We start from the raw sequence: 26,049 nt of genomic DNA on the forward strand, positions 1-26,049 counted from the left end.
GAGCCACAGAGATGACCACCGCCACGACAGCGCCGGAAATCCGTAAAGCCGGCTTCTTTACCGAGCATCTCGAGACGGCAGATGCTGAGGTCTTCGCCGCGATCAAGGGCGAACTGCACCGCCAGCAGACCAAGATCGAATTGATCGCTTCGGAAAACATCACCAGCCGCGCCGTGCTCGAGGCGACCGGCTCGGTCTTCACCAACAAGTATGCCGAAGGCTACCCGGGCAAGCGCTACTACGGTGGCTGCGAGTACGCCGACATCGTCGAGAATCTTGCGATCGAGCGCGCCAAGAAGCTGTTCGGCTGCAACTTCGCCAACGTCCAGCCCAACTCGGGCAGCCAGATGAACCAGGCCGTGTTCCTCGCCCTGCTTCAGCCGGGCGACAGCTTCATGGGCCTTGACCTCAACTCGGGCGGCCACCTCACCCACGGTTCGCCGGTCAACATGAGCGGCAAGTGGTTCAACGTGATCCCCTATGGCGTGCGCCCGGACGATCACCTGATCGACATGGACGAGGTTGCCCGCCTCGCCCGCGAGCACAAGCCCAAGCTGATCATCGCCGGTGGCACCGCCTATTCGCGCACCTGGGACTGGGCTGCCTTCCGCGCCATTGCCGATGAAATCGGTGCGTGGCTGCTGGTCGACATGTCGCACATCTCCGGCCTCGTCGCCGGTGGCGCGCACCCCTCGCCGTTCCCGCACGCCCACGTGGTCACCACCACCACGCACAAGTCGCTGCGCGGTCCGCGTTCGGGCGTGATCCTGACGAATGACGAGGATCTCGCCAAGAAGTTCAACACCGCCGTGTTCCCCGGCATGCAGGGCGGCCCGCTGGTCCACGTCATCGCCGGCAAGGCTGTCGCCTTCGGCGAGGCGCTGCGTCCGGAATTCAAGGCCTATGCCCACCAGATCGTCAGCAATGCCAAGGCTCTGGCCGAAAGCATCAAGGACGCAGGTCTCGGCATCGTTTCGGGCGGGACCGACAACCACCTGATGCTGGTCGACCTGACGCCCAAGGACGTCACCGGCAAGGCTGCCGAAAAGGGTCTCGATCGCGCCTGGCTCACCTGCAACAAGAACGGCGTGCCGTTCGACAAGCGCTCGCCCTTCGTCACCTCGGGCATTCGCCTCGGCACGCCGGCGGGCACCACCCGCGGTTTCCGCGAGGAAGAGTTCCGCACCATCGGCAAGCTGATCGTCGAAGTGGTCGACGGTCTTGCACGCAACGGTGAAGAGGGCGATGGTCAGGTCGAACAGCGCGTGCGCGATCGCGTGGCGGAGCTTTGCGCGCAGTTCCCGATCTATCCGGAGCTGTAAGCCTATGAACGACCAGGACGATCTCGCCGCCCGCGCCAAGGAGGAAATCTCCGGCATGGCCAAGCAGGGCATGGCCCACCCATCGACCAAGCCGGTGCTGACCGGTGCGGCGATCGGTGCCGTCGCCGGTGCGCTCCTCCCGGTCGTTTCACTCCCCCTCGGCCTCGCCGTCGGCGCAGGCTTCGCCTTCTGGCAGCGGATCAAGCGCTGATCGCATGAGATGCCCGTTCTGCGCCCACGATGACAGCCAGGTAAAGGACAGCCGGCCGAGCGAGGACAACACCTCGATCCGCCGGCGCCGCCAGTGCGAAGGCTGCGGGGCGCGGTTCACCACGTTCGAGCGCGTGCAGTTGCGCGAGGTCGTCGTGGTCAAGAGCGGAGAGCGGCGCGAGCCGTTTGACCGTTCCAAGATCGAACAATCGGTCTCGCTCGCCTGCCGCAAGCGCCCGGTGACGCAAGAACGGCTCGATCAGCTCGTTTCGGGCATCCAGCGCCAGATCGAGACGATGGGCGACGCCGAAGTTCCGTCCAAGATGATCGGCGAAATGGTGATGGAAGGGCTGCGCCAGCTCGACAGCGTCGCCTACATCCGCTTCGCCAGCGTCTATCGCGACTTCACCGAGGCGCGCGACTTCGAGGAATTCGCCTCGAGCGTTCAGGAAGTGAGTGGGCGCACCTGATCATGAGTGAAGCCGAGCAGCGTCAACCGGTCATCGTGCTGGTCCGTCCACAGCTGGGCGAGAATATCGGCAAGGCCGCGCGCGCCATGCTGAACTTCGGGCTCGTCGAAATGCGGCTGGTTTCTCCGCGCGATGGCTGGCCCAACCCGTCAGCAGGCCCAGCCGCCGCTGGTGCCGACAGGGTGCTTGAGAACGCACAAGTCTTTGAAACGCTGGCTGAGGCGGTCAGCGATTGCTCCCACGTCTACGCCACGACCGTGCGCAAGCGGGGCGTTACCAAGCCGGTGCTGACCCCGGAACAGGCCGCGAAGGACGTCATCGCAGCGCCGGGCCGCAGCGCGATCATCTTCGGCCCCGAACGCTCCGGCCTCGAGACCGACGACGTCGCGCTTGCCCGCGCCATCATCACCGTGCCGATCAACCCCGAGTTCGGTTCGCTGAACCTCGCCCAAGCCGTGATCCTGTGCGCTTACGAATGGTCCAAGCACGTCGATCTCGTGCAACCCACGGTCGAGGACATGCTGCCCCCTGCCCCGCAGGAGGAGTTCGAGGGCATGTTCGAACAGCTGTGCACCATGCTGGAGCCGCGCGGCTACTTCGAACCCGAAGCTCGCGCTGCAGCAACCCGCCGCACCTTGCGCACGATGCTGACCAAGCCCGGCTGGAACCATCTCGAGGTGCGGACGATGCGGGGCGTGCTGAGCGCACTTCGCCGCAAGGAAGGCTCGAAGCCAGGCGACGAACCGCGCAACTGACTTCAGTCGTTGATCGCGCGATTGCTTCGTTGTGCCTGGATGGCTTCCGAGGCATCCATCAGGCGGTCCCAGAAATCCGTGACGAGGGCGACCGGAATGCCGAGTTCAAAAGCACGCCTGCGAATCAGCGAAAGCTGCATCTTGCGCTGATCATCCGAAGCCGCTGTCGCACCACCAGCTTCGGCAGCCAAACCAAACCGTTGTGACAAAAGGGAAAGTATCTGCAGGTCGATCGACTCCACCCCGTCGGAAACGCTTTCCAACGGTTGTGACTGGTCGGGACGAGGCGGCCTCTCGTGCATCATTCTCGATTGCACTCCAGATTCGCCGCCCTGTCTATGGCTGGTGCCCTTGACAAAGCCCTAATTCTCTGTTCTTGGCCGAGCTTCGCAATTGGCCCTGCACTCCCGGTGAAGCGGTGGCCGCACTTCGCAATCGGCAAAGTGGTGCGTGTCCGGGACTTGAAGCATCGGCGCATTGCCGGTGCAATGCAGATTGAAAGGCAGCGCATGTCCAAGCGCAAGGCATCCAAGTACAAAATTGACCGCCGTCTTGGCGAGAACATCTGGGGCCGTCCCAAGTCGTCGGTGAACCGCCGCTCGTATGGCCCCGGCCAGCACGGCCAGCGCCGCAAGAGCAAGGTCTCGGACTTCGGCATCCAGCTCCGCGCAAAGCAGAAGCTCAAGGGCTACTACGGCGACGTGACCGAGAAGCAGTTCAAGCGCACCTACCAGGAAGCGTCGAAGATGAAGGGCGACACCGGTCAGAACCTGATCGGCCTGCTCGAACAGCGCCTCGACATGGTCGTGTATCGCGCCAAGTTCGCGCCGACCATCTTCTCGGCCCGTCAGGTCGTTTCGCACGGTCACATCTACGTCAATGGCGTGAAGTGCAACATCGCTTCGCGTCGCGTTCGCCCCGGCGACGTGATCAGCCTCGGCAAGAAGGCCAAGGAAATGGCCCTCATCGCCGAAGCGCAGTCGCTGCCCGAGCGTGAAGTTCCCGACTACGTCGCCGCCGAAGGCGACAAGGCCACCTTCACCCGCGTTCCGACGCTGGACGAAGTGCCTTATCCGGTGAAGATGGAACCGAACCTGGTCGTCGAATTCTACTCGCGCTGATCGGTTTTCCAACCACTGCGAAACACGGAAGAGGCGGGGCGCAAGCTCCGCCTTTTTCATATTTGCAAACAGGATGTTACGTGTCGTTTCGCGGCTGAAATTTGCGGATCTGCGGGGAACCCGCAAGGGTTCTGGCCATTGGAGAGGCATGCCTCTCTATCGTTTCGTCACCCCACATCGCATCGGCAAATGGTATCCGGACCTGCTTACGGCACAGAAGCAGGCCTTCGCCATCGGCGCAGGCTTTCTGGATGAGCGTACTGGCGAGTTCTACGCGTACAGGGACACGCGGCTTGAGACGCATGACCCCATCATGCATGAAGGGTCAGAGGGTATCGCCGCCTAGCGCGCGAAATAGTTCCGCCGGAAATCTGCAGCAAAGGCAGCGAAGCGTCCTTCGGCGATTGCCGCCCGCATGCCTGCCATCAGCTGCTGATAGAACCACAGGTTGTGTTCCGTCAGCAACATCGCACCGAGCATCTCACCCGACTTGTGCAGATGATGCAGGTAGGCGCGGCTGTACTTCGTGCAGGTCGGGCATGGGCAACGCTCGTCAAGCGGACAAGTGTCTTCGGCATGCTTCGCGTTGCGCATGTTGAGCGGACCATTCCAGGTGAACGCCTGCCCGTTTCGCCCAGAACGTGTGGGCAGCACACAGTCGAACATGTCGACGCCGCGCTCGACCGCTCCCACCAAGTCGTCCGGCTTGCCGACACCCATGAGGTAGCGCGGACGGTCAGCCGGCAGCTGCTGCGGCGCAAAGTCGAGGGTCGCGAACATCGCCTCTTGCCCCTCGCCCACGGCCAGGCCGCCGATGGCGTAACCATCAAAACCGATGTCGGTCAGAGCATCGGCACTGTATTTGCGCAGGCCTTCATCGAGCGCACCTTGCTGGATGCCAAACAGCGCCGCACGTTCGGCATGTTCGCCACCAGCATCAAAAGCGTCGCGGCTGCGCCTTGCCCAGCGCATCGACATTTCCATCGACCTGGCAATGACATCGCGTGGCTGATCGGCGCGGGGGCACTCGTCGAAGCACATGACGATGTCGGAGCCCAGCAGCCGCTGGATCTCCATCGAACGTTCCGGGCTCAGCAGATGGCGCGATCCGTCGAGGTGGCTGGCAAAGGTCACGCCCTCCTCGGTGATCTTGCGCAGGTCCGAAAGGCTCATCACCTGATACCCGCCGCTGTCGGTCAGTATCGGGCGATCCCACCCGCCGAACTTGTGCAAACCGCCAAGCCGCGCAACGCGTTCGGCTCCGGGGCGCAGCATCAGGTGGTAGGTGTTGCCGAGGATGATGTCGGCCCCGCTGGCGCGGACGTCTTCCATCTTCATTGCCTTGACCGTCGCAGCGGTGCCGACCGGCATGAACGCGGGCGTGCGAATGTCGCCGCGCATCATGCGGATAGTCCCGATGCGCGCCTTTCCGTCGGTGGCGTGGATATCGAAGGCAAAGCGGGTCATCGTGCGGCAATCTCGGCAAAAAGAGTGTTGCGGCCCTTAGGCGCAATCGCCAAAGCGCGCAAATGCCAGACCTGCTGTTGCTTGAACCCGCCCACCTCGACCTCTGGTTCTATCCGGCGCTGACGTGCGTTGCGGTGCTCTCGGGCTTCATCGACGCCGTGGCGGGCGGCGGCGGGCTGGTGATGATGCCGGTGCTGCTGTCCACCCCCCTGCCCCCGCATGTCGTGCTCGGCACCAACAAGATCCAGTCGATGTGCGGCACTTCGATGGCGACGTGGCGTTACCACAAGGCGGGCCTGTTCAGCTTCCGCAAGAGCGCACCGACCGCGGCACTGGTCTTTGCCGGAGCGATGGCAGGATCATTGGCGATTCAGCACCTTAGCGCCGATGTCCTCAAGCTGGTCGTGCCTGTATTGCTGATTTCAGTAGCCCTCTACACCGTCTTCTCGCCCGGCATGACCGACGAAGATCGCAAGGGACATCTGTCAGAACGCGGCTACATGCCGGTGGGGGCGGGCGTTGCGTTCTACGATGGATTCTTCGGCCCCGGCGCCGGGCAGTTCTTCGCGACGACGCTGGTCGGCTTGCGCGGCATGGGACTGACACGCGCGACTGGGCTTACGAAATTCCTCAACGTCACCAGCAACATAGCCAGTGTGATCGTGTTCAGCATCGGCGGGCAGGCGATGTGGATCCTCGGCCTATGCATGGGCGCTGGCGCGATGACCGGGGCGTGGATTGGCTCGCACTACGCCACGAAATTCGGCGCGAAGGTTATCCGTCCGCTGCTGGTGGTGGTCAGCATCGGACTTACGGCTCGCCTTGTATGGGGTTGGTTTTCCTAGGGATTCCAGACCAGCGGGATCGCGGTGCAGGCACCGACGTTGCCGCCCTTCATGGTGACCGGCTTGTTCGGATCGAGCCTGACCTCGGGCATGCCCGCGAGCCATTCTTCAAGGAATACAATCACTTCCATCCGCGCAAGGCCTGCGCCGACGCAGCGGTGGGCGCCGACGCCCATCGTGGTGTGGCGGATCGGGGCCATGCCACGGTCGAAACGGACCTCCTCCGGCGCGGAAAAGCTTTTCGGATCAAGGTTATGGAGCACGCTGGGGAGGTAGACGAGGTCCTCTGTCCGGATGGTGACGCCGTCAATCCGGATATCTCCAACTGCATTGCGACTCACGGCAACTGTCGGGTATCTCCGCATCAACTCATCGGCAACTCCGGGCAACTCTCCGGGGTGATCGCGCATCCATTTCTGGTCCTCGGGATGCCTTGCCAGATGGAACGCAACCATCCCGATCATCGCAGCGACTGTGTCGAGTCCACCGAACAGAAGATTGCGACACATGCGCCGCGCCTCGTCCACGGTCCACGGCCTGCCGTCGACCGGTTCGGACAGGATGCGGCTGAACAGGTCGTCGCCGGGCTGAGCCATGCGCTTCTCGATGAAGGGCCAGAGGTAGTCGTCGGCGGCCTGCTTCAGCTGCTCCACCGTCATCGATCCGTCGGGGCGCGTGAGCTGGACGCCGAGCTGGCGCAGGCGCGGGCGGTCTTCGAGAGGGACGTCGATCAGGGTGAGGAAAATGTTCAGGGGCAGGATTTCGGCGAAATCGCTGACGAAATCGCACTTTCCGCGCGGACGCAGGCCTTGGATGAGTTCACGGGCCACTTCGCGCACCTTGGGTTCGAGCGCGACGACGAAGCGGGAGGCGAGGCCTTTCATCACCGGGGTGCGATAGGCCTTGTGTGCCGCTCCGTCCTCCTGCAGCGGGATGAACTGCATGACTTCCCCCAGCCCTGGCGTCACCGCAAGGCATTGATTGGACAGCCTTTCGGCATCGCCCCACAGCTCGCGTACAACGTCTCCGCGCGCCGCGATCCAGTGGCCGCCGTTGGCCGTGGTCCACACCAGACCGGGACCGTCCAGCAAAGTCTTCCACGCCGCGAAGTAATCGCTCTCCACGCCCGGCGGATTGAAGATATCGAAATCGACCACGCGGTCGGCCGGAACGTGTGCCGGAATCATGCTATCCTCCCGTATTCTCTGCTTGCAGGCTAATGGACCGGAGAGGACCGCAAACTGCGCTTTGTGGCAGGCATGCGAACGAAGCAGTCGAGACAGGAAGGGCAGCCACAAAAACGACAAGCCGTTGCTTGACAGCGACAAAACATTTCTCACAACGAGAAACGTGGCTGGGCAATGCGGCGGGGGGCTGCGCCTTGGATGTAACTGTTCTTCGCGAACCATCCATGCTGCCTGGAATCCGGGCAGAATGGGAAGAATTGCACGCAAGGCATGGCAGCGGATTGCAGTCGACGAGCCCCGCTTATTGTCTGCTGGCCCTCTCGCTCGCCTTGCCGGAAAACGCCTCGCCAGCGTTCGTGACAGCACGGAAAGAGGGTAAACTCTGCGGCATCTGGCCCATGTGGCTGGTGAACGAAAGCGGGCGCAAGATCGCACGGCATGTCGGCAACGGCTCGTCGGAGGAGTATGCCGGGCCTCTGGCTTGCGATGATGCCGCCATCACTGCGATGCTGAAGACGGCGCGTGGGCTTTGCGATGTCCTTCATGCCACCAATGTCAGTCCGGAATCGCCGTTGGTGCGGGCGGCGAAGGGCTGGCGGGCGCACGCTGCGCTTGTTCTCTCACCGGTAGCGCGATGCAGCGAGGCTGGTTCGTGGGACCGGTGGCTTGCCGGCAGAACGCGAAGCTTCCGACAGGGCTGGCGCTGGCAGAAACGCCGCTTGGCCGCGCTTGGGGACGTGCGTTTCGGCAAGGTCGAACTCGCCGAGATCGACGATTTCGTGGACCAGTTGTTCGAACTGAAGTGTCAGTGGCTCTCGGAACGGACGGCGCGGAGTTCCTGGCTGCAGACTCCGCAGGCACGCCGGTTCGCCAAGGCCGCGATGGCCGATCCGCAGACGGGACTGGCGGGACATGCGATCTGGAAAGGCGCTCGGCTGGTGGCTGGTGGATTGTGCCTGGAAGGCAAGGTCCACGACTACATGGTGACCGCATACGATCCTGTTTACGCACAGCATTCGCCCGGACACGTCCTGACCGGCCTGTGCGTTGCGCGCGCTATCGAGCAAGGCTGCGATTTCGACTTCCGGATCACCCATGATCCCTACAAGATGCGATGGATCGACGAGTTTGCCCCAAGCTTCACCGTTACGTTCGCCAATAGCGTCCCTGGCTTGATGGCTTTACCAAAACTCTACATGAGGGACGTCAGGCGATGGCTGTCACGCCTGTACCGGAACGGCTTGCGCAGGGCTATGGCACGATGAGCGCCCTGCCCCGCAATGCGCCCAGTTTCAGGGTTGAAGAGATCGACTGGGGTGCAGTCTCCGCCACGGAGTGGGACACGGCCATCCAGTCGGCGAGAGGGAGTTACCTGCTAGCACATCGGCGCCTGTCCATCTGGCGCCGGTCGCAGCGGGCGCGTGGCGCCAAGGTCCGCGTGCTGAAGCTGCTGGCGAGCGGACAGGAAGCGGGGCTGTGCATCGTGCATTCCCGCGACAATATTCACACCTTGCGCGAGAGGCTGCTGCTGTTTCCGGGACAGGAAATGTGGTGGGCGCCTGCGTTGTCTGCGGTGCTGGAGCACATTGGCAGCGGCACCTATCGCTATGGCCCATCAAGTTCGGTCTCACCTAGCAGAGCGTCAGAGCTTGGTCTTGTCTCGGGCGTGAGCATTACCGATGCGAAGCCTTACGCGGTCCAGGCCGTGGATTTCAGCCGGTATGGGAGCTGGAACGAGTATCTCTACGACCTCAAGCCGGGCATCCGCAACGAATGCCGCCGTGCCGAGACAAGGCACGATCTCGAACTCGTCGCCACGTCTGGCCGCGGCATCTGGCGGGCAATCGGACGATTTGTCCTGCAGTTGCATCGCCAGCCACACCGCAAGGGGCGTCGGCTGGCCGAGTTGCGACAGGTTCTGAGCCTCATCCTGTCCACGGCTACGCTGCGGACCTCGACCGTGATGTTCACTGCCGCATCAGGGAGCGAGGCGCTGGCAACGCAATACCATGTCGATTTCGGCAGTGATCGCTACTACGCCGCCGGGGCGGCAACGCATATGCAGCCCAGCCCGGCGTGGTGGCTGACGATCCAGGCCTTCAAGGATGCGTGGGAGCGGAACCCGAATGGCCGGGTGATTCTGGGCTCGTTCTATCCCCACCTGCATGACGGCAAGACCGGCGAAGGGCTGCTCGACTTTCGGAGGCGTTGCAGGGCCATCTCCTTCGAAAGCGAGATACTGGAGTTCAGATTTCAGCGGGAGGAAGATCAGCCCGTCTGAAAACCGGCAGGCTTGTTCACGCAGGCAGCAGCAAGCTGGAATCGCCATAGCTGTAGAAGCGGTAGCCATGCGCGATGGCGTGGGCATAGGCCGCCTGCATCCGATCCAGCCCCATCAGCGCGCTGACCAGCATGAACAGCGTAGATTTGGGCAGGTGGAAGTTGGTCATCAGCCCGTCGATGGCGCGGAAGGTGTAGCCGGGGGTGATGAAGATCGAGGTGTCGCCTTCAAACGGGCGGATGACCTTGTCCTCGCCCGCTGCGCTTTCGAGCAGGCGGAGTGAGGTGGTGCCGACGGCGATCACGCGATTTCCCGCCGCGCGCGCCGCATTGAGGCGATCTGCCGTGGCGGCGTCGATCGTGCCCCATTCGGCGTGCATCTGGTGATCCGCGGTGTCGTCGGCCTTCACCGGCAGGAACGTACCGGCGCCCACGTGCAGGGTGAGGGTTTCGGTGCAGATGCCTCGGGCCGCAATCGCTTCCATCAGGCGCGGGGTGAAGTGGAGCGCGGCGGTGGGGGCGGCGACGGCCCCGTCCTTGGCCGCGAACATGGTCTGGTAGTCTTCACGATCCTGCTCGTCCGTCGGTCGCTTGCCTGCGATGTAGGGCGGCAACGGCATCTGCCCTGCCCGCTCGAGCAGGACTTCGACCGGCTCTTCGCCGGGGAAGAACAGGGTCCAGCTGCCATCGGCAAAGCGGCTTTCGGCGTGAGCGGTGACGCCAGCGCCGAAGCGGATCTCGTCGCCCTCGCGCAGGCGCTTGCCGTTGCGGACGAAAGCCTGCCAACGGCGCAGGTCAATGCGCTTGTGGAGGGTGGCGCCGATACGGGCTTCGCCACGCTGACCTTCGAGTTGGGCGGGAATGACGCGCGTATCGTTGAACACCAGCACGTCGCCGGGGTTGAGCAACGACGGCAGGTCGAGCACGGTCAGGTCCCTGAACGCGCCTTCCGCCCCCACGCCAAGCAACCGCGCGGAATCGCGAGGCCGAGCCGGACGCAGGGCAATGTTTTCCTGAGGCAGTTCGAAGTCGAAAAGGTCAACGCGCATGGGCGCGCCCTAGCCGCAATCGGGCGAGGATTCGAGACCCCTTAGTTTGACTTAGAATTGCTGAGCATGTCGGCCGTGATTGCGGCAGGCGCTGCTGGCGCGACGGGCGCCGGGGCTGCCTTGTTGTCAGCGGCAATCGATGCCTGGACGATCCTGGTCGGGTTCTGCGGCGGTTCGCCACGCACGATCGCGTCAACGTAGTCCATCCCGGCGATCACGCGGCCGAAGTTCGTGTACTTGTGATCCAGCGCGAAGCGCGGATAGAACACGATGAAGAACTGGCTGTTGGCCGTGTTCGGCTCGTTCGTGCGGGCCATCGAGACCGAGCCGCGGACGTGCGGGATCGCGTTGAATTCAGCCGTGAGATCCGGGAGCGGTGAACCGCCCTGCCCGGTACCGGTCGGGTCACCAGTCTGCGCCATGAACCCATCGATCACGCGGTGAAAGATGATGCCGTTGTAGAAGCCCTGACGCACCAGAGTCTTGATCCGCTCGACGTGATTGGGCGCCCATTCGGGCATAAGGCGGATGGCGACGCGGCCACCGTTCGACAGATCGAGATAGACGATGTTCTCGCGGTCAACTGTCTGATCGGCGTTGACGACATAGTTCAGGGGCTTTGGCGCGGGCGCGGCAGCTTCTTCCTGCTTGTCCTTGGCCATGGCAGGCGAGGCAATCAGGGCAGCGCCAAGCGCGAGTGCGGTGAGAAAGCGCGAAACCATGGAACAGTCGAACTCCGGATAGTCTGCAGCGCCGATAGGCTTCTCGCGCTGTCCCTGCAATGAACGATTGCCGTTCTATGTCTGGAAAGAAGACGGGTCAGTAGTCGCCGAGGCGACCGCGCTGCTCTACCCGGGCAACGACCTCGTCACGGATGGTCGGGGTCACGAAATCGGCAATCTCGCCACCGAACAGCGCGATTTCCTTGACGAGCTTCGAGGCGATCGGCTGCAGGCTGACGTCGGCCATAAGGAACACGGTCTCGATTTCCGAATCGAGCTGCTGGTTCATGCCGGCCATCTGGTATTCGTATTCGAAGTCAGCCACCGCGCGCAGGCCGCGCACGATCACCGAGGCGCCCTGGGCGCGGGCGAACTTCATCAGCAAGGCGTTGAAGCCGACGACCTCGACGTTGTCGATGCCCTGCTCGGCCACTTCGCGGGTGACCATGGCCATGCGCTCTTCCGGCGTGAACATCGGGTTCTTCGACGGATTGGTGGTGACGCCGATGATCAGCTTGTCGACCAGCTTGGCGCCGCGCCGGATGATGTCGAGGTGGCCTAGCGTGATCGGGTCGAACGTGCCCGGATAGACGCCGATGCGCTGCACCATCAGTGATTCCTCTCGACAATGAAGCGCGCCAGTTCGCGCAGGAGATCGGCTTCGGGGCCGTAGCTCGCCAGAAACTCGATCGCTTGATCAACCAGAATGCGGGCCTGTTCGCGGGCGCGTTCGGCACCGAGCAGCGACAGGAAGGTTTCCTTGCCCTGGGCCTCGTCCTTGCGGAGCGCCTTGCCGGCGGCGGCTTCGTCGCCCTCGGCATCGAGCAGGTCGTCGGCGATCTGGAAGGCGAGGCCGATGTCGCGGGCGTAGCCCCGCAAGTGCGTGCGGCCTTCGGGCGGCACCTTGCCGAGGATTGCGCCCATTTCCACCGAGGCCGACAGGAGCGCGCCGGTCTTGAGCTGCTGCAGGCGGGTGACGGTGGGGAGATCGAAGCTGGAGGTCTCGGCGACGATGTCCATCATCTGCCCGCCGCACATGCCGTTCATGCCGCTGGCGGTGGCGAGCGTCCGGATCAGTTCGATGCGGGTGAACGGATCGCCGCTGGTGGCGGGATCGGACAGGACCTCGAACGCGAAATCGTGGAGCGCATCGCCTGCGAGGACGGCGGCGGCATCGTCAAACGCGAGGTGGACGGTGGGCTTGCCGTGACGCAGGGCGTCGTTGTCCATGCAGGGCAGATCGTCGTGGATCAGCGAATAGACGTGGATCGCCTCGACCGCGGTGCCGACGCGCACGGCGGCATCTCGGGACACGCCGAACAACGAGGCGGTTGCGCAGACCAGTAGTGGGCGGACGCGCTTGCCGCCGCCGATGGTGGCATAGCGCATGGCCTCGACCAGCCGGTCGCGCGGGTCACCGGGAACGGGCAGGAGCAGGTCGAAGCTCTTGTCGATGTCTTCGGCGATGGCCTTCAGCGCAGGCTTGAGCAGACCGGTTTCGGCCATGGCGGGTGCTCCGATCAACCCTGGGTTTCGTCGAACGGGCGCAGGCCCTGCGGCTTTCCGTCACGGTCGGCGACGATGGCCTCGATCCGTGCCTGCGCCGCATCGAGGCGCGCCTGGCAGTGCGCTCGCAAGGCATCGCCGCGGGCGTAGAGATCGATGGATTCATCCAGCGGGGCATCGCCGCTTTCCAGCCGCCGAACGACGGTTTCGAGTTCCTTCAGCGCCTCTTCGAAGCTGAGGCCAGCGAGATTTGATGCAATGTCAGGTCCGGTTCCCATTGGGGCAGCATTGACGGGGCCATGGGGCGCGGTCAAGCTTCGATCCGCAACAAGCCGGGGACCCGAGGCCATGCAATACGTAATCGCCTATGTCGCAGCCGCCGTGGTGTTTGGCGCGATGGATGCCGTGTGGCTGGGCTGGGCCGGGTCGAAGCTCTATCGGCCTGCGCTGGGCGATCTGCTGGCGCCGCAGTTCCGGGCGGGACCGGCGGTCGTGTTCTATGTGCTGTATCTCGCCGGGATGGTGTGGTTCGCGGTCCGGCCGGGCCTTTCGCAGGGGCTTGGCGCAACGGCACTCAATGCCGCGATCCTCGGTGCGATGTGCTACATGACCTATGACCTGACCAGCCAGGCCGTGCTGGCGCGGTGGCCCGTCCACGTGACGGTGATCGACGTGATCTGGGGGACCTTCGCAACGACAGTGGCGGCTACGGTCGCGACATGGGTGGCACTCAAGTTCGCCTGACAGGACTAGCCTAAGGCGCGCCACATCGCTAAGGCGCGCGCCATGTCCGAAATCACGCCAGATGTCGTCGCCGCCCATGGGCTGTCCGAGGAAGAGTACCAGCGCGTCCTGAACGCGCTCGGGCGCGAGCCGAACCTTGTCGAGCTCGGCATCTTCTCGGTCATGTGGTCGGAGCATTGCTCCTACAAGTCGAGCCGCATCCATCTCAAGAAGCTGCCGACTTCGGCGCCTTGGGTGATCTGCGGTCCTGGCGAGAATGCGGGCGTGATCGACATCGGCGACGGTCAGGCCGCCATCTTCAAGATGGAGAGCCACAACCACCCTTCGTACATCGAACCCTATCAGGGCGCGGCGACCGGCGTTGGCGGCATCCTGCGCGACGTGTTCACGATGGGCGCGCGCCCAGTGGCGAACATGAACGCGCTGCGCTTTGGCCGACCCGACCATCCGAAGATGAAGCACCTCGTGCAGGGCGTCGTCGCGGGCATCGGCGGCTATGGCAACTGCGTGGGCGTGCCGACGGTGGGCGGCGAGACCAACTTCCACAAGGCCTATGACGGCAACATCCTCGTCAACGCGATGACCGTGGGCGTGGCCGATACCGACAAGATCTTCTATTCGGCGGCAACCGGCCTCGGCAATCCGATCGTCTACGTCGGCTCCAAGACCGGGCGTGATGGCATCCACGGTGCGACCATGGCCAGCGCCGACTTCGACGAGAAGTCCGACGAGAAGCGTCCGACCGTGCAGGTGGGCGATCCCTTCACCGAAAAGCTGCTGATCGAAGCCTGCCTCGAGCTGATGGCGACCGATGCGATCGTCGCGATCCAGGACATGGGCGCGGCTGGCCTCACCTCCTCATCGGTCGAGATGGCGACCAATGGCAAGGCCGGCATCATTCTCGACATGGACAAGGTGCCGTGTCGCGAAGAGGGCATGACGCCTTACGAGATGATGCTGTCGGAAAGCCAGGAGCGCATGCTCATGGTGCTCAAGCCCGGCAAGGAAGCCATGGCCGAGGCTATCTTCCGCAAGTGGGAGCTGGACTTTGCCGTGATCGGCGAAGTCACCGACACCGGCCACATGGTGCTGAAGTTCAAGGGCGAGACGGTCTGCGACATTCCGCTGGGTCCGCTGGCCGAAGACGCACCGCTCTATGACCGCCCTGCCCTGTCGCTGGCAGATTACAAGGCTTGGGCCAACGTCGCGCCGCTGGGTTCGGTGCCGGAGAGCGCAGACCTTGGCGCTGATCTGGTCAAGCTGATCGGCTGCCCGGACCTCGCCAACCGTCGCTGGATCTTCGAGCAGTACGATTCGCAGGTTGGCGCAGACACGCTGCAGAAGTCGGGCGGCGATGCTGCCGTGGTGCGCATCCATGGGTCGAAGAAGGCGCTGGCGATCAGCACCGACTGCACCCCGCGCTATTGCTATGCCGATCCTTACGAAGGCGGCAAGCAGGCCGTGGCCGAAACCTGGCGCAACATCTGCGCCGTGGGCGCGCGCCCCCTTGCGATCACCAACTGCCTGAACTTCGCCAACCCTCAGCGCCCGGAGATCATGGCGCAGATCGTTCAGGCGCTCAACGGCATGGGCGATGCCTGCCGTGCGCTTGATTACCCGATCGTATCGGGCAACGTCTCGCTCTACAACGAATCGAAGGCCACCGGCGGTGGCTCGGCCATTCTCCCGACACCTGCGATCGGTGGTGTCGGGCTGATGCTCGATCACGAAATCATGACCACGGTCGCGTTCAAGGACGATGGCGACGTGATCTGGCTGGTGGGTGGCGAAGGATCGCACCTTGGCCAGTCGCTTTACCTGCGCGAAGTGCTTGGCCGCGAAGATGGCGATGCGCCTGCGGTCGATCTGACGGTGGAGCGCAAGAACGGCGAGCAGGTGCGCGAGTGGATCGCGGCGGGCAAGCTGACCGCAGTTCATGACATCTCGGACGGTGGCCTGTTGGTGGCGCTGACCGAAATGGCGCTGGCCGGTGGAAAGGGTTGCTCGCTTGACGTCACGCTGAACACGGCGGCGGCGTTTGGCGAGGACCAGTCGCGTTATGTCGTGACGACCAAGGCTGGCGACGTGCTGGAAGGCGCAACGAAGCTTGGCACCGTTGGCGGTTCGCAAGTGGCGGGCGTCGAACTGGCGACGCTGCGCGAGGCCAACGAAGCGTTCTTCCGGGACTGGATGGAAGCGTGACGCGCGGGTCCATCCGCGTCGGCATCGGCGGATGGACCTACGAACCTTGGCGCGGCGGGGCCTTCTATCCGGAAGGCCTGCCCCATAGGCGCGAGCTTGAGTTTGCAGCTTCGAAGCTGACCTGCATCGAGATCAACGCGACCTACTACCGGCGGCAGAAGCCGGAGAGCTTTGCCCGCTGGGCAGCCGCAACGCCCGATGGTTTCCGTTTCAGCCTGAAGGCGCTGCAATACACCATGCGGCGCAAGGTGCTGGCCGACAGCAAGGAGATCGTCGACAAGTTCCTGAACCAGGGGTTCACGGCACTCGGCGAGCGGCTAGGCCCGATCCTTTGGCAGTTCCGTGAGGGGAAGCGGTTCGAACGCGAGGACTTTGCGCGTTTTCTCGATCTGATCCCGGATCGGCAGGACGGTGTAGACCTGCGGCATGCGATCGAGGTGCGCGACCAATCGTTCTGCGATCCGGCCTTCCTCGACCTCTGCCGCAATCGCAACTTCGCTGTGGCATCCACCGACAGTGCAGAGTTTCCGCAGATCGACGAGCAGACCGCGGATTTCTCATACGCGCGGCTGCAGCAGTCGCATGAGGGTTGCGAGACCGGCTACGCCCTCGCCGCGATTGACGAGTGGGCAAAGCGCGGCCGGGACTGGGTGCGGAATGGCCGCGACGCCTACGTCCTGTTCATCGCCGGCGCGAAGCATCGCAACCCTGCCGCCGCGCAGGCGCTGATCGCAGCGCTCTGACTGTCAGGCGGCGAGGTTTGTCGCTGCGTTTTTGCCCAGCAGGTCATAGGGATCGATGCCCATGCCGTGCCAGATGGCATGGGCTTCCTTGTAGCGCCTGGCGGGGGTGATGTTCAGGCGCTTGCGCACTTCCTCGATCGGCAGAGGCAGCAGTTCGGTGATCGACTGTTCGCACAGGCGTGGGCAGGCCTTGCCGAGGCGCTGGCCTTCGCGGACGGCGCGCAACACCGGGGCGCTGCGGCGGGTCTGCTTGTTGATGTTCAACCCCGCGAGGTAGCCGATGAACAAGTGCGCGGGGCTTGGCTGCTGTCCGTATGTGAAGGCAAGCACACAAGCCTCACCCAGCGCATCGCGGCCATAACCGGTGAGGACGTGCAGCATGTCGTGCACGTCGCGCATACGATTGAGGTACCACAGGAACTGGTCCTCGAAGTGCTCGCGCTTCGCGGCAAAGCGGTCGAACTCGTCGACCAGCCCCTGGGCGGTCAGGCCTTCACTTTCCATGAAGTCGCAATAGGCGTGGGCGAGCGATCCCTTGGGCGTCTGGCGCAGGGCAGCGTGATCGTCGAGGATCGCCGGAAGATAGGGCTCGGTCGCACGAAGCGCCTGACCACGCTCGCTGCGCAGGAAAGCCTCGGCCCGCCCGCGCAGGTTCCGCCACGGCAGCGCTTCGAAGATGTGGAACACCTCTTCGGTGTTTTCCTTGTCCTTCAGGAGGTTCTGGAAGTGATGCCACGCCTTGAGCGGCTGCATCCGCATCTGCGGACGACGCTCGTCGTAAATGGGCAGGTCGGCACTCAACGCACCGGTCATGGCGTTCACGGCGATTCTCCCGGAATTCTTGTCCCGGCAATACTAACAGCCCTGTAAATAGATCGTCAATCGCCTGCGCTGGCGCAACGCTTGCCTGCGAAACATCGGCGGTGCAGACTGCGGAAAACGCGGGGAGACGGGCACATGGCTCGCAAGTGGCCGATGGCGGTCGGGTTGGCACTTTCGTTGCTGGCATTGATGGCCGGTCTGGAAGTGGGGACAACGCAACATGAAAGCTGGCACCTTGCGGCGCGATGGACCGCCCGCGTCGGCTTTCCGATCTTTCTGATGACCTACCTCGCCTCGTCGCTTCTGCGGCTCTCCCCTGCCCCGTGGAGCCGGGCGCTGGCGCGCGATCGAAGGTGGTGGGGGCTAGGATTTGCAGCAAGCCATTCGGTGCATCTTGTGGCGCTCACCATAGCCACCAGCCTCGACCCGGAGCCGCGCACGTTCGCATCGCTGATCCCGGGCGGCACAGCCTATGTCTTTATCCTCGCCATGGCGCTGACCTCGAGCAACGCGGCGATGCGTGCCATGGGACGGAACTGGAAGCGCCTGCACACGGCGGGCATCCACGTGATCTGGCTGATCTTCACGCTGGCCTATGCCAAGCGCATACCGGTGCCGGAGACGCGGGCCATCGGGCTCACCATGACGACTCTCGCACTCGCCGCCCTGCTGCTTCGATTGATGGCGCGGAAGCGTCGCGGGGCGCCCGCATTCGCCTGATCAGTCGAAGACCCAGTCCTGGCGAGCAATGCCGAGCAGGGAGAGGACCGAGGTCAGATCGCCCCGATCGATCCAGCCATCTGCCGCGGCACGCGCCTTGGGCTTGGCGCGATAGGCGATGCCATAGCTGGCTGCCTCGATCATCGGGATGTCGTTGGCGCCATCGCCGGTGGCAAGACTGAAGACTTCGCCGCCCAGGCGCTCGGTCTCTTCGAGCAGGACCTTCTTCTTGACCGAGCTGTCAACGATCCCGCCGACTAGGCCGCCGGTCAGCACACCTTCATGGAGGCCGAGGCGATTGCCGACAACCCGGTCAAAACCGAGCAGTTCTGCCACGGGATCGGCAAAGGAGTGGAAACCTCCGGTCACCAGCACGGTGTGACAGCCGCGTGACTTGAGCGTGGAGACCAGCGTGCGCGCGCCGGGCATCGGGCGGATGCGTTCGTCGAGGCACTGGGTGATCGCGGCCTCGGGCAGGTCCTTGAGCAGGCCTACGCGTTCCCGCAAGGCGGATTCGAAATCGAGCTCGCCCTGCATCGCGCGTTCGGTAATGGCGGCGATGCGGTCCTTCAGGCCCGCGAAATCGGCCAGCTCGTCGATGCATTCCTGCCCGATCATCGTCGAATCCATGTCCGAGACGAAGAGGTTGGGCACTTCGATCAGGCCATCGGACAGCAGCAGGTCGCTCTCGGGGAAGCACTGGTCGAGTATCTTGCGGATGCCGACCGGATTGCCCTCAACCACTTCGAGTTCGAGCACGTCGTCGCAAATGTCGAGCATCCCTGCACCGGCCACTTCCCAATCACGCGCCTCGATCATCTCCATCGCGAGCGAGAGATTGTCACCAAGCGTCTCCGGGTCTGCTATCAGGCGCGCGATGATCAACGGGGAATCCTTTTCGACTGAGGCAGCGGGCAAGCCGCGCGTGGCGCTAATCGCAGGGCCGACGGCAAGCGGCAAGAGCGATCTGGCAGTAAAATTGGCACTGCAGCTTCGTGCAGAAGGCCGCACGGCGGTGGTCATCAACGCCGACAGCGCGCAGGTCTATGCTGATCTGCGCGTGTTGAGCGCAAGGCCATCAGAGGAGGAGATGCAGGGCGTGGCGCATGTCCTGTTCGGCGCATGGGATGGCGCGCAGGCCTGTTCGGCAGCTGACTGGGCCAACGCGGCCAAGGCAGAGATCGCTGCGGCCCATGCGCGCGATGCCATGCCGATCCTTGTTGGCGGGACCGGCATGTACATCAATACGCTGCTCCACGGCATTGCTCCGGTGCCGGAGATCGACCCGATCGTTCGTGCCGAGGTGCGGGCCTTGCCTGTCGAGATGGCCTATGCAGCGCTGCGCGAAGAGGACCCGGCGCGCGCCGCGCTGCTCGGCCGCGCCGATGTGCAGCGTGTGACCCGGGCATTGGAAGTGGTGCGTTCTACAGGGCATTCGCTGGCGCATTGGCAGCAACAGCGGGTCGGCGGGATTGGCGATGCGGTGGACCTTGCGCCGATCATTCTCCTGCCGGAGCGCCAATGGCTCTATCAGCGTTGCGATCTTCGGTTCGAACTGATGTGGCATGGCGGTGCTGTTGCTGAAGTCGAGGCCCTGCTCACACGAGGCCTGCCCGAATCGCTGCCGGTCATGCGGGCCATCGGCGTGCCCGAGATCGCGGCATTCCTGCGCGGGGAAATGTCTCGCGAACAAGCCATGGCGGCGGGTCAGCAGGCCACCCGCAACTACGCCAAGCGGCAATATACCTGGCTGAGGAACCAGAATCCGGGTGACTGGCCACGAATCGCGTACGAAAATTCCATTGACTTCGCCACCGCAGCAAGTTTATTGCGCATTTAGCCGCTTGACACCACATTTTGTGTCAAGTAGCAAACCGTCAATTGCCTGATCCATCTTGCATGTCGATCAAGCACCCGAAAGGGAGAGACGGCCCGGCGCGGTTAACACTGCAGCCGGGCCGAAATTTTTGTTTTTCCGGCGTTGCATCGGGGGTATCGGCCCGGCACGCGAAGAAGGATGAAGTAACGTGACAAGCGAGCGCAGCGGCGCCGAGATCCTGGTCGAAAGCCTTGTCGCCAAGGGCGTCGAATTCGTGTTCGGCTACCCCGGCGGCGCGGTATTGCCGATCTACGATGCGCTGTTCGGCGATGAACGCATCCGCCACATCCTCGTTCGCCATGAGGCCGGCGCGGCACATGCTGCCGAAGGCTATGCGCGTGCCACCGGCAAGCCCGGCGTCGTGCTGGTCACCTCGGGCCCGGGTGCGACCAATGCCGTCACCGGTATTGCCGATGCCTTCATGGATTCGATCCCGATGGTGGTCATCACCGGTCAGGTTCCGACCGGCCTGATCGGCTCCGACGCGTTTCAGGAAGCCGATACGGTCGGCATCACGCGCCACTGCACCAAGCACAACTATCTGGTGAAGGACCCTTCGCAGCTCGCCGCGACGATCGACGAGGCGTTCCGCATCGCTACCGAGGGCCGCCCCGGCCCGGTCGTGATCGACATTCCCAAGGACGTCCAGATCGCCACGGCGGCGTGGAGCAGCGCGGCACCGCAGCAGCGCAACCGCTATTCTCCGCAGACCGAAGGTGGCGCGAGCGAGATCGCCGAGGCTATCGAGATGATCGCTAAGGCCAAGGCTCCGGTGTTCTACACTGGTGGCGGCGTGATCAACTCGGGTCCCGAAGCCGCGCGCCTGCTGCGTGAACTGCAGTCGCTGACCGGCGCGCCGGTGACCTCCACGCTGATGGGCCTTGGCGCATTTCCGGCGGATCATCCGGCGTGGCTCGGCATGCTTGGCATGCACGGCACGTATGAAGCCAACCTGACGATGAATCAGGCGGACCTGATTGTCTGCGTTGGCGCGCGCTTTGATGACCGCGTTACCGGCCGCCTCGATGCCTTCGCGCCGAACAGCAAGAAGATCCACATCGACATCGACCGCGCCTCGATCAACAAGACGGTGCGTGTGGACCTGCCGGTGATCGGCGATTGCGGCAAGGTGCTCGGCCAGTTGATCGAAGCCTGGCTGGAGCGCGGCTACAAGGCGCAGGACCTGACCGGCTGGTACGCCCGCATCGACGAGTGGCGCGGCCGCAAGAGCCTTGCCTATCCGCGCAAGTCCAAGCTGATCATGCCGCAATACGCGGTCGAACGGCTGTACGAACTGACCAAGGCGCACGACCCGATCATCTCGACCGAAGTCGGCCAGCACCAGATGTGGGCGGCGCAGTACTTCCACTTCATGAAGCCGAACAAGTGGCTGACCTCGGGCGGTCTGGGCACGATGGGCTACGGCCTTCCCGCCGCGATCGGTGCGCAGGCCGGCTTCCCCGATACGCTGGTGATCGACATCGCCGGCGATGCCTCGATCCAGATGAACATCCAGGAACTGGGCACCGCCACGCAGTATCGCCTGCCGGTGAAGGTCTTCGTGCTCAACAACGAATGGATGGGCATGGTCCGCCAGTGGCAGGAACTGACCTACGAAAGCCGCTATTCGAACTCGTACTCGGACAGCCTGCCCGACTTCGTGCGCCTTGCCGAAGCCTATGGCTGGAAGGGCATCCGCATCACCGACGAGAGCGAGCTCGACGCAGGTATCCAGGCGATGATCGACCATGACGGTCCGGTCTTCGTCGATTGCCTCGTCGCGAAGGAAGCCAATTGCTTCCCGATGATCCCGTCGGGGGCTGCGCACACAGACATGATCCTTTACGGGGACGAAGTGGCAGGCACCATGGACGACGAAGCCAAGGCGCTGGTGTGAGGACCCCTGAGATGATGCACATTGCCCAAGAGGCGCAGGAGCGCCACGTCCTTACCATCACGGTCGACAACGAGGCCGGCATCCTCGCCAAGATCGCAGGCCTGTTCACGGCGCGCGGCTACAACATCGACAGCCTGACCGTGGCCGACATCACCGACGGGCACGATGTCAGCCGCATCACCATTGTTACCCACGGCCCGCCGCCGATCATCGACCAGATCCGCGCGCAGCTTGAGCGTCTCGTCCCTGTGCACAAGGTCACCGACCTGACCGAGGTCGGCCCCTTCGTCGAGCGCGAACTGGCCCTGATCAAGGTCTCGGGCAAAGGCGAGAACCGCGTCGAGGCGCTGCGTCTGGCCGACGTGTTCCGCGCCAAGGTGGTCGACACCACGACCTCGAGCTTCATCTTCGAACTGACCGGAGCGCCGGACAAGATCGACAGCTTCGTCGCGCTGATGAAGGAGCTTGGCCTCGTCGAAGTCGGCCGCACCGGCATCGTCGGCATGATCCGCGGCGCAACTGCCGCCTGAACCATTCACTCATCCATTCACGAATTCATCAAAGATTGGGAACGACATGAAGGTCTTTTACGACGCAGACTGCGATCTGAACCTCATCACGGACAAGAAGATCGCGATCCTCGGCTACGGTTCGCAGGGCCACGCTCATGCGCAGAACCTGCGCGATTCGGGCGTGAAGGAAGTGGCCATCGCGCTGCGTCCGGGTTCGGCCAGCGCCAAGAAGGCTGAAGCCGCCGGCTTCAAGGTCCTTGCCAACGCCGACGCGGCTGCCTGGGCCGACGTGCTCATGATTCTCGCACCTGACGAGCACCAGGCCGCGATCTACGCCGACGACCTGCACGCCAACATGAAGCCCGGCGCAGCCCTGGCTTTCGCCCATGGCCTGAACATCCACTTCGGCCTGATTGAAGCGCGCGCCGACATCGACGTGATCATGATTGCCCCCAAGGGCCCCGGCCACACCGTGCGCAGCGAATACCAGCGTGGCGGCGGCGTGCCCTGCCTGATCGCCGTCCACCAGAACGTGACTGGCAATGCCCATGACGTTGCCCTCGCCTATGCCTCGGGCGTTGGCGGTGGCCGCTCGGGCATCATCGAAACGAACTTCCGCGAGGAATGCGAAACCGACCTGTTCGGTGAGCAGGTCGTTCTGTGCGGCGGCACCACCGCGCTGATCCAGGCCGGTTTCGAAACTCTGGTCGAAGCCGGTTACGCGCCGGAAATGGCCTACTTCGAATGCCTCCACGAACTGAAGCTGATCGTCGACCTGCTTTATGAAGGCGGCATCGCCAACATGCGCTACTCGATCTCGAACACCGCCGAATACGGCGACATCAAGACCGGTCCGCGCATCATCACCGAAGAGACCAAGAAGGAAATGAAGCGCGTCCTCGCCGACATCCAGGAAGGCCGCTTCGTCAAGGACTTCGTGCTCGACAACCGCGCCGGCCAGCCGGAACTCAAGGCTGCTCGCGGCCTCGCCAAGCGCCACCTCATCGAGGAAACCGGTTCGAAGCTGCGCGCAATGATGCCGTGGATCGGCGCGAACAAGCTGGTCGACCAGTCCAAGAACTGATCGCACCAGACTTTGTGGAACAGGTGAAAGGGCGGCTTCGGCCGCCCTTTCCATTAATGGCCCACTCGCATCGACGAATGCAGTGGACGCCGAAAATGTGATCTATATCACTCCGATCCGGAGATAATGATCACACGATTCTACCCCTTTGCGCTCGCAGCGATCTCGCTGACTGCAGTCTTCACCCTGCCCGCTCAGGCTTTGGCGGCTGGCAGGGACATGGCTTCTCGACCGGCAGCGCCACCCGCAAGGGCAGAACCACCATCGCAGGACACCTGCGGACAAGGACCAGCGAAACGCCTGCTCGGAACTGTGGTCACGCCGCAGGCCAGAACCACGCTTGTCCGGGCTGTCGGTCACGACCGTATCCGTGTGATACGCCCTGGCTCCATCATCACCCAGGACTTGCGCAGCGACCGGCTGAATTTGATCGTTGATGACAGCGGACGTCTGCTGACCGCGCGCTGCGGTTAAGGCGCTTGCTGAAGTCTCACGTATGGTTGCGTTGCCGCTACGACGGCGGGAGTTTTGCTTGCGTCCGCGATAGCACTTTGGCAACCAAAGCGCTCCTTAGCCTCCCCAAGGAGATCCCCATGCCGAAGCTTACGCGCATGCCGCGCGCCCTCATGCTCGCTCTGCCTCTCGCCCTTGCCGCTGTTGCTGCCCCGATGGTTGCGCAAATGCCCGAAGCGCCCGGCAAGGCAGACAAGGCTCGCGTCGTTGCAGGCAGCTATACTGCGGACGCTGGTCACTCGCTGGTCGGCTGGCGCGTCAACCACTTCGGCTTCAACGACTACTTCGGCCTGTTCGGCGACGTGACCGGCACGCTCGATATCGATCCGGCAAACCCTGCGGCAGCCAAGGTCTCGGTCAAGATCCCGGTCAGCAAGGTTGTAACCGTCAATCAGGCGCTGACCGCACACCTGCTCAAGCCTGCCGCCGACGGGAAGCCCGCTGATTTCTTCGGCGCGGCGCCTGCCGATGCCACCTTCGTTTCGACCAGCGTCGCCCCCGGCGCCGACGGGATGAGCGCCAAGATCACCGGCGACCTCACGCTCAACGGCGTGACCAAGCCGGTGACCATCGACGCCACTTTCGCCGGTGCTGGGACCAACCCGTTCTCCAAGGCCGCAACAGTCGGCTTTCACGGCAAGGCCACGATCAAGCGTTCGGATTTCAACGTGAAGTACGGCATTCCCTTCGTTTCGGACGAAGTGAAGCTCGATATCACGGCGGCCTTCGAGAAGAAGTAAGCGCCTAAGGCATCAGGGAAAACGCAGCCCGGAGTTCATTCACGAAAGCTTCGGGCTGCTCCCATGCGGCAAAGTGACCACCCTTTTCCAGTTCGCCCCAGTATACGAGGTTTGAGCACGTCCGCTCGAACCATTTCCGGGGAGCGGGAATGATCTCTTTGGGAAATGCGCTCGCTGCCACAGGCAGGTCGATCTGCACCGGCGCGAAGCTGCCGAAGCTTTCCCAATAGAGCCGCGCCGAGGAAGCGCCTGCCGCTGTCAGCCAGTACAGCATCAGGTTGTCGAGCATGTCGTCGCGGCTCAGTGCGTCTTCTGCGCGACCAGCATTGTCGGTCCAGGCCCACATTTTCTCGTAGATCCAGCCGGCGAGGCCGACCGGGGAATCGACAAGCCCGTAGCCGACCGTCTGTGGCCGCGTGGACTGCTGCTTCGAGTAGCCGGAATCCCAGTCCTGATAATGCTTCAGGCCTGCCAGCGCCTTGAGTTCATCCGCTCCCGGTGCGGCGAGGTCCTCGGGCAATGGGCGTGCGATTGGCATGTTCAGGTGGATGCCGCTGCACCCTTCAACCTTCATCGCACCGATCGCCGTCGTAACGGCAGAGCCCCAATCACCGCCCTGTGCCAGCCAGCTGCCGTAGCCGAGCCGCGCCATCAGCACGCCCCAGCTCTGCGCGATCTTCTGAACGCTCCAGCCTTTGACGGTGGGTTTGCCCGAGAAACCGTAACCCGGCAGGCACGGGATCACGAGATGGAAGGCATCCTGCGCTGTGCCCCCGTGCTCTTCGGGCCGGGTCAGCGGGGCGATGCAGCGGCGAAATTCGAGAATGGATCCGGGCCAGCCATGGGTAAGCAGCAGCGGCCGGGCTTCGGCATGGGGTGAGCGCACATGCAGGAACCGGATCATCACGCCATCGATCTCGGTTTCGAACATGCCCCATTCGTTGAGCATCTTCTGACAGGGGTACCAGTCGTAACCGTTACGCCAGTAGGCAACGATATCCTGCAGGGCAGCCAGAGGCGTCCCTTGCGACCAATCGTCGACCGTTTCCTGCTCTGGCCACCGGGTCATGTCGATGCGCCGATGCAGGTCGTCGATCGCGCTGTGCGGTACATCCACGACGAACGGCGCAATATTCATGGCTTCTCTCTCCCGGATTGTTCGCATTCATTCTGGACAAGCGGCTCGCGATTCACCATAGGCTTGTCGCATGATCGCTCGACTGGACCTTACCCTGCGACTTATCCGCCCTTGGGCGTGA

The 26,049-nt window shown here is 63.5% G+C and carries 30 protein-coding genes; 19 read left to right on the forward strand and 11 right to left on the reverse strand.

All coding sequences use genetic code 11. The features are described from left to right. Positions 1-11: 11 nt before the first annotated feature. Genes glyA through I2488_RS04335 form a run of 4 tightly spaced genes read left to right on the forward strand, consistent with a single transcriptional unit; the run spans position 12 to position 2,757 of the window. Positions 12-1,322: a serine hydroxymethyltransferase gene (glyA, locus tag I2488_RS04320; RefSeq protein WP_196274576.1), complete on the forward strand. Its 1,311-nt coding sequence runs from the start codon at positions 12-14 to the stop codon at positions 1,320-1,322. Positions 1,323-1,326: 4 nt separating this feature from the next. After that, positions 1,327-1,533 carry a hypothetical protein gene (locus I2488_RS04325; protein ID WP_196274577.1) on the forward strand — a complete coding sequence of 69 codons (207 nt, stop codon included), beginning with the start codon at positions 1,327-1,329 and terminating at the stop codon, positions 1,531-1,533. A gap of 4 nt (positions 1,534-1,537) precedes the next feature. Further along, positions 1,538-2,002, forward strand: coding sequence for a transcriptional regulator NrdR (gene nrdR, locus I2488_RS04330; protein WP_196274578.1), 465 nt, complete (start codon positions 1,538-1,540; stop codon positions 2,000-2,002). Between the two features lie 2 nt (positions 2,003-2,004). After that, complete coding sequence (locus tag I2488_RS04335) at positions 2,005-2,757, forward strand: RNA methyltransferase (protein WP_196274579.1); 753 nt, start codon at positions 2,005-2,007, stop codon at positions 2,755-2,757. 2 nt (positions 2,758-2,759) lie between these two features. Here I2488_RS04335 and I2488_RS04340 read toward each other — a convergent pair whose 3' ends face one another. Beyond that, on the reverse strand, positions 2,760-3,020 hold the full coding sequence (locus tag I2488_RS04340) for a chorismate mutase (RefSeq protein WP_196274580.1): 261 nt from the start codon (positions 3,018-3,020) through the stop codon (positions 2,760-2,762). Between the two features lie 246 nt (positions 3,021-3,266). On the opposite strand from I2488_RS04340, the gene rpsD reads away from it, so the two are divergent. Then, positions 3,267-3,878 carry a 30S ribosomal protein S4 gene (gene rpsD, locus I2488_RS04345; RefSeq protein WP_039331270.1) on the forward strand — a complete coding sequence of 204 codons (612 nt, stop codon included), beginning with the start codon at positions 3,267-3,269 and terminating at the stop codon, positions 3,876-3,878. A 148-nt stretch (positions 3,879-4,026) separates the two neighbouring features. Beyond that, a complete protein-coding gene (locus I2488_RS04350; RefSeq protein ID WP_196274581.1) occupies positions 4,027-4,224 on the forward strand; it encodes a hypothetical protein in 198 nt (65 codons plus the stop codon). Here the strand turns inward: I2488_RS04350 and tgt are convergent. Next, positions 4,221-5,345 carry a tRNA guanosine(34) transglycosylase Tgt gene (tgt, locus tag I2488_RS04355; protein ID WP_196274582.1) on the reverse strand — a complete coding sequence of 375 codons (1,125 nt, stop codon included), beginning with the start codon at positions 5,343-5,345 and terminating at the stop codon, positions 4,221-4,223. The genes I2488_RS04350 and tgt overlap by 4 nt on opposite strands. Positions 5,346-5,407: 62 nt before the next feature. Here tgt and I2488_RS04360 point away from each other — a divergent pair, with 62 nt between their 5' ends. Next, a complete protein-coding gene (locus tag I2488_RS04360) occupies positions 5,408-6,190 on the forward strand; it encodes a TSUP family transporter (RefSeq protein WP_246465472.1) in 783 nt (260 codons plus the stop codon). On the opposite strand, the gene I2488_RS04365 is transcribed toward I2488_RS04360, so the two are convergent. Then, on the reverse strand, positions 6,187-7,377 hold the full coding sequence (locus I2488_RS04365; protein ID WP_196274583.1) for a cytochrome P450: 1,191 nt from the start codon (positions 7,375-7,377) through the stop codon (positions 6,187-6,189). The two genes, I2488_RS04360 and I2488_RS04365, sit on opposite strands and share 4 nt — an antisense overlap. A gap of 224 nt (positions 7,378-7,601) precedes the next feature. On the opposite strand from I2488_RS04365, the gene I2488_RS04370 reads away from it, so the two are divergent. Together I2488_RS04370 and I2488_RS04375 are read left to right on the forward strand one after the other, a co-directional pair. Continuing rightward, positions 7,602-8,642 (forward strand): GNAT family N-acetyltransferase, encoded by a 1,041-nt coding sequence (locus tag I2488_RS04370; RefSeq protein WP_196274584.1) that lies wholly within the window; start codon positions 7,602-7,604, stop codon positions 8,640-8,642. Beyond that, a complete protein-coding gene (locus I2488_RS04375) occupies positions 8,639-9,658 on the forward strand; it encodes a hypothetical protein (RefSeq protein WP_196274585.1) in 1,020 nt (339 codons plus the stop codon). The genes I2488_RS04370 and I2488_RS04375 overlap by 4 nt, the downstream gene beginning before the upstream one ends. 16 nt (positions 9,659-9,674) lie before the next feature. Here I2488_RS04375 and queA read toward each other — a convergent pair whose 3' ends face one another. From queA to I2488_RS04400, 5 genes are all read right to left on the reverse strand, one after another. Further along, entirely contained in the window at positions 9,675-10,706 is a 1,032-nt protein-coding gene (queA, locus tag I2488_RS04380) for a tRNA preQ1(34) S-adenosylmethionine ribosyltransferase-isomerase QueA (RefSeq protein WP_196274586.1), read from the reverse strand. 41 nt (positions 10,707-10,747) lie between these two features. Then, on the reverse strand, positions 10,748-11,428 hold the full coding sequence (locus I2488_RS04385) for a peptidylprolyl isomerase (protein ID WP_196274587.1): 681 nt from the start codon (positions 11,426-11,428) through the stop codon (positions 10,748-10,750). A gap of 97 nt (positions 11,429-11,525) precedes the next feature. After that, positions 11,526-12,038, reverse strand: a complete 513-nt coding sequence (coaD, locus tag I2488_RS04390; RefSeq protein ID WP_196274588.1) for a pantetheine-phosphate adenylyltransferase — start codon at positions 12,036-12,038, stop codon at positions 11,526-11,528. Next, positions 12,038-12,934 (reverse strand): polyprenyl synthetase family protein, encoded by an 897-nt coding sequence (locus I2488_RS04395; RefSeq protein ID WP_196274589.1) that lies wholly within the window; start codon positions 12,932-12,934, stop codon positions 12,038-12,040. The genes coaD and I2488_RS04395 overlap by 1 nt, the downstream gene beginning before the upstream one ends. 14 nt (positions 12,935-12,948) lie before the next feature. After that, positions 12,949-13,212: an exodeoxyribonuclease VII small subunit gene (locus tag I2488_RS04400; RefSeq protein WP_196274590.1), complete on the reverse strand. Its 264-nt coding sequence runs from the start codon at positions 13,210-13,212 to the stop codon at positions 12,949-12,951. A 70-nt stretch (positions 13,213-13,282) separates the two neighbouring features. Here I2488_RS04400 and I2488_RS04405 point away from each other — a divergent pair, with 70 nt between their 5' ends. Genes I2488_RS04405 through I2488_RS04415 form a run of 3 tightly spaced genes read left to right on the forward strand, consistent with a single transcriptional unit; the run spans position 13,283 to position 16,623 of the window. Further along, positions 13,283-13,678 carry a DUF2177 family protein gene (locus I2488_RS04405; protein WP_196274591.1) on the forward strand — a complete coding sequence of 132 codons (396 nt, stop codon included), beginning with the start codon at positions 13,283-13,285 and terminating at the stop codon, positions 13,676-13,678. A gap of 42 nt (positions 13,679-13,720) precedes the next feature. Next, positions 13,721-15,880 carry a phosphoribosylformylglycinamidine synthase subunit PurL gene (gene purL / locus I2488_RS04410; RefSeq protein WP_196274592.1) on the forward strand — a complete coding sequence of 720 codons (2,160 nt, stop codon included), beginning with the start codon at positions 13,721-13,723 and terminating at the stop codon, positions 15,878-15,880. Next, the gene (locus tag I2488_RS04415) at positions 15,877-16,623 is read left to right on the forward strand and encodes a DUF72 domain-containing protein (protein ID WP_196274593.1); all 747 of its coding nucleotides are present in this window, start codon (positions 15,877-15,879) and stop codon (positions 16,621-16,623) included. The genes purL and I2488_RS04415 overlap by 4 nt, the downstream gene beginning before the upstream one ends. Positions 16,624-16,626: 3 nt before the next feature. On the opposite strand, the gene I2488_RS04420 is transcribed toward I2488_RS04415, so the two are convergent. Then, entirely contained in the window at positions 16,627-17,436 is an 810-nt protein-coding gene (locus I2488_RS04420) for a Coq4 family protein (RefSeq protein WP_196274719.1), read from the reverse strand. Positions 17,437-17,580: 144 nt separating this feature from the next. Here I2488_RS04420 and I2488_RS04425 point away from each other — a divergent pair, with 144 nt between their 5' ends. Then, positions 17,581-18,165, forward strand: coding sequence for a hypothetical protein (locus I2488_RS04425; RefSeq protein ID WP_196274594.1), 585 nt, complete (start codon positions 17,581-17,583; stop codon positions 18,163-18,165). Here the strand turns inward: I2488_RS04425 and serB are convergent, their stop codons facing one another. Then, positions 18,166-19,050 carry a phosphoserine phosphatase SerB gene (gene serB, locus I2488_RS04430; RefSeq protein WP_196274595.1) on the reverse strand — a complete coding sequence of 295 codons (885 nt, stop codon included), beginning with the start codon at positions 19,048-19,050 and terminating at the stop codon, positions 18,166-18,168. It lies immediately after the preceding gene. Here serB and miaA point away from each other — a divergent pair. From miaA to I2488_RS04460, 6 genes are all read left to right on the forward strand, one after another. Further along, a complete protein-coding gene (miaA, locus tag I2488_RS04435) occupies positions 19,043-20,005 on the forward strand; it encodes a tRNA (adenosine(37)-N6)-dimethylallyltransferase MiaA (protein ID WP_196274596.1) in 963 nt (320 codons plus the stop codon). The genes serB and miaA overlap by 8 nt on opposite strands. A gap of 187 nt (positions 20,006-20,192) precedes the next feature. Continuing rightward, positions 20,193-21,941, forward strand: coding sequence for an acetolactate synthase 3 large subunit (locus I2488_RS04440; protein ID WP_196274597.1), 1,749 nt, complete (start codon positions 20,193-20,195; stop codon positions 21,939-21,941). A gap of 14 nt (positions 21,942-21,955) precedes the next feature. Further along, positions 21,956-22,471, forward strand: a complete 516-nt coding sequence (gene ilvN, locus I2488_RS04445) for an acetolactate synthase small subunit (protein ID WP_196274598.1) — start codon at positions 21,956-21,958, stop codon at positions 22,469-22,471. Between the two features lie 46 nt (positions 22,472-22,517). After that, positions 22,518-23,537, forward strand: coding sequence for a ketol-acid reductoisomerase (gene ilvC / locus I2488_RS04450; protein WP_196274599.1), 1,020 nt, complete (start codon positions 22,518-22,520; stop codon positions 23,535-23,537). A gap of 219 nt (positions 23,538-23,756) precedes the next feature. Next, complete coding sequence (locus I2488_RS04455) at positions 23,757-24,011, forward strand: I78 family peptidase inhibitor (RefSeq protein ID WP_246465496.1); 255 nt, start codon at positions 23,757-23,759, stop codon at positions 24,009-24,011. 119 nt (positions 24,012-24,130) lie between these two features. After that, positions 24,131-24,790, forward strand: coding sequence for a YceI family protein (locus I2488_RS04460; protein WP_196274601.1), 660 nt, complete (start codon positions 24,131-24,133; stop codon positions 24,788-24,790). Positions 24,791-24,794: 4 nt separating this feature from the next. Here I2488_RS04460 and I2488_RS04465 read toward each other — a convergent pair whose 3' ends face one another. Next, positions 24,795-25,928, reverse strand: coding sequence for an epoxide hydrolase family protein (locus tag I2488_RS04465; protein ID WP_196274602.1), 1,134 nt, complete (start codon positions 25,926-25,928; stop codon positions 24,795-24,797). Between the last annotated feature and the right edge of the window lie 121 nt (positions 25,929-26,049).

The sequence above is a fragment of the Novosphingobium jiangmenense genome (assembly GCF_015694345.1).
GTDB classification, from domain to species: Bacteria; Pseudomonadota; Alphaproteobacteria; order Sphingomonadales; family Sphingomonadaceae; genus Novosphingobium; species Novosphingobium jiangmenense.

Coding starts and splice junctions, on each gene's coding strand:
- glyA (WP_196274576.1), top strand. CDS start 12: ATGACCACCGCCACGACAGCGCCGGAAATCCGTAAAGCCGGCTTCTTT.
- I2488_RS04325 (WP_196274577.1), top strand. CDS start 1,327: ATGAACGACCAGGACGATCTCGCCGCCCGCGCCAAGGAGGAAATCTCC.
- nrdR (WP_196274578.1), top strand. CDS start 1,538: ATGAGATGCCCGTTCTGCGCCCACGATGACAGCCAGGTAAAGGACAGC.
- I2488_RS04335 (WP_196274579.1), top strand. CDS start 2,005: ATGAGTGAAGCCGAGCAGCGTCAACCGGTCATCGTGCTGGTCCGTCCA.
- rpsD (WP_039331270.1), top strand. CDS start 3,267: ATGTCCAAGCGCAAGGCATCCAAGTACAAAATTGACCGCCGTCTTGGC.
- I2488_RS04350 (WP_196274581.1), top strand. CDS start 4,027: ATGCCTCTCTATCGTTTCGTCACCCCACATCGCATCGGCAAATGGTAT.
- tgt (WP_196274582.1), bottom strand. CDS start 5,345: ATGACCCGCTTTGCCTTCGATATCCACGCCACCGACGGAAAGGCGCGC.
- I2488_RS04360 (WP_246465472.1), top strand. CDS start 5,408: ATGCCAGACCTGCTGTTGCTTGAACCCGCCCACCTCGACCTCTGGTTC.
- I2488_RS04365 (WP_196274583.1), bottom strand. CDS start 7,377: ATGATTCCGGCACACGTTCCGGCCGACCGCGTGGTCGATTTCGATATC.
- I2488_RS04370 (WP_196274584.1), top strand. CDS start 7,602: ATGCTGCCTGGAATCCGGGCAGAATGGGAAGAATTGCACGCAAGGCAT.
- I2488_RS04375 (WP_196274585.1), top strand. CDS start 8,639: ATGAGCGCCCTGCCCCGCAATGCGCCCAGTTTCAGGGTTGAAGAGATC.
- queA (WP_196274586.1), bottom strand. CDS start 10,706: ATGCGCGTTGACCTTTTCGACTTCGAACTGCCTCAGGAAAACATTGCC.
- I2488_RS04385 (WP_196274587.1), bottom strand. CDS start 11,428: ATGGTTTCGCGCTTTCTCACCGCACTCGCGCTTGGCGCTGCCCTGATT.
- coaD (WP_196274588.1), bottom strand. CDS start 12,038: ATGGTGCAGCGCATCGGCGTCTATCCGGGCACGTTCGACCCGATCACG.
- I2488_RS04395 (WP_196274589.1), bottom strand. CDS start 12,934: ATGGCCGAAACCGGTCTGCTCAAGCCTGCGCTGAAGGCCATCGCCGAA.
- I2488_RS04400 (WP_196274590.1), bottom strand. CDS start 13,212: ATGGGAACCGGACCTGACATTGCATCAAATCTCGCTGGCCTCAGCTTC.
- I2488_RS04405 (WP_196274591.1), top strand. CDS start 13,283: ATGCAATACGTAATCGCCTATGTCGCAGCCGCCGTGGTGTTTGGCGCG.
- purL (WP_196274592.1), top strand. CDS start 13,721: ATGTCCGAAATCACGCCAGATGTCGTCGCCGCCCATGGGCTGTCCGAG.
- I2488_RS04420 (WP_196274719.1), bottom strand. CDS start 17,436: ATGACCGGTGCGTTGAGTGCCGACCTGCCCATTTACGACGAGCGTCGT.
- I2488_RS04425 (WP_196274594.1), top strand. CDS start 17,581: ATGGCTCGCAAGTGGCCGATGGCGGTCGGGTTGGCACTTTCGTTGCTG.
- miaA (WP_196274596.1), top strand. CDS start 19,043: ATGATCAACGGGGAATCCTTTTCGACTGAGGCAGCGGGCAAGCCGCGC.
- ilvN (WP_196274598.1), top strand. CDS start 21,956: ATGCACATTGCCCAAGAGGCGCAGGAGCGCCACGTCCTTACCATCACG.
- ilvC (WP_196274599.1), top strand. CDS start 22,518: ATGAAGGTCTTTTACGACGCAGACTGCGATCTGAACCTCATCACGGAC.
- I2488_RS04455 (WP_246465496.1), top strand. CDS start 23,757: ATGGCTTCTCGACCGGCAGCGCCACCCGCAAGGGCAGAACCACCATCG.
- I2488_RS04460 (WP_196274601.1), top strand. CDS start 24,131: ATGCCGAAGCTTACGCGCATGCCGCGCGCCCTCATGCTCGCTCTGCCT.
- I2488_RS04465 (WP_196274602.1), bottom strand. CDS start 25,928: ATGAATATTGCGCCGTTCGTCGTGGATGTACCGCACAGCGCGATCGAC.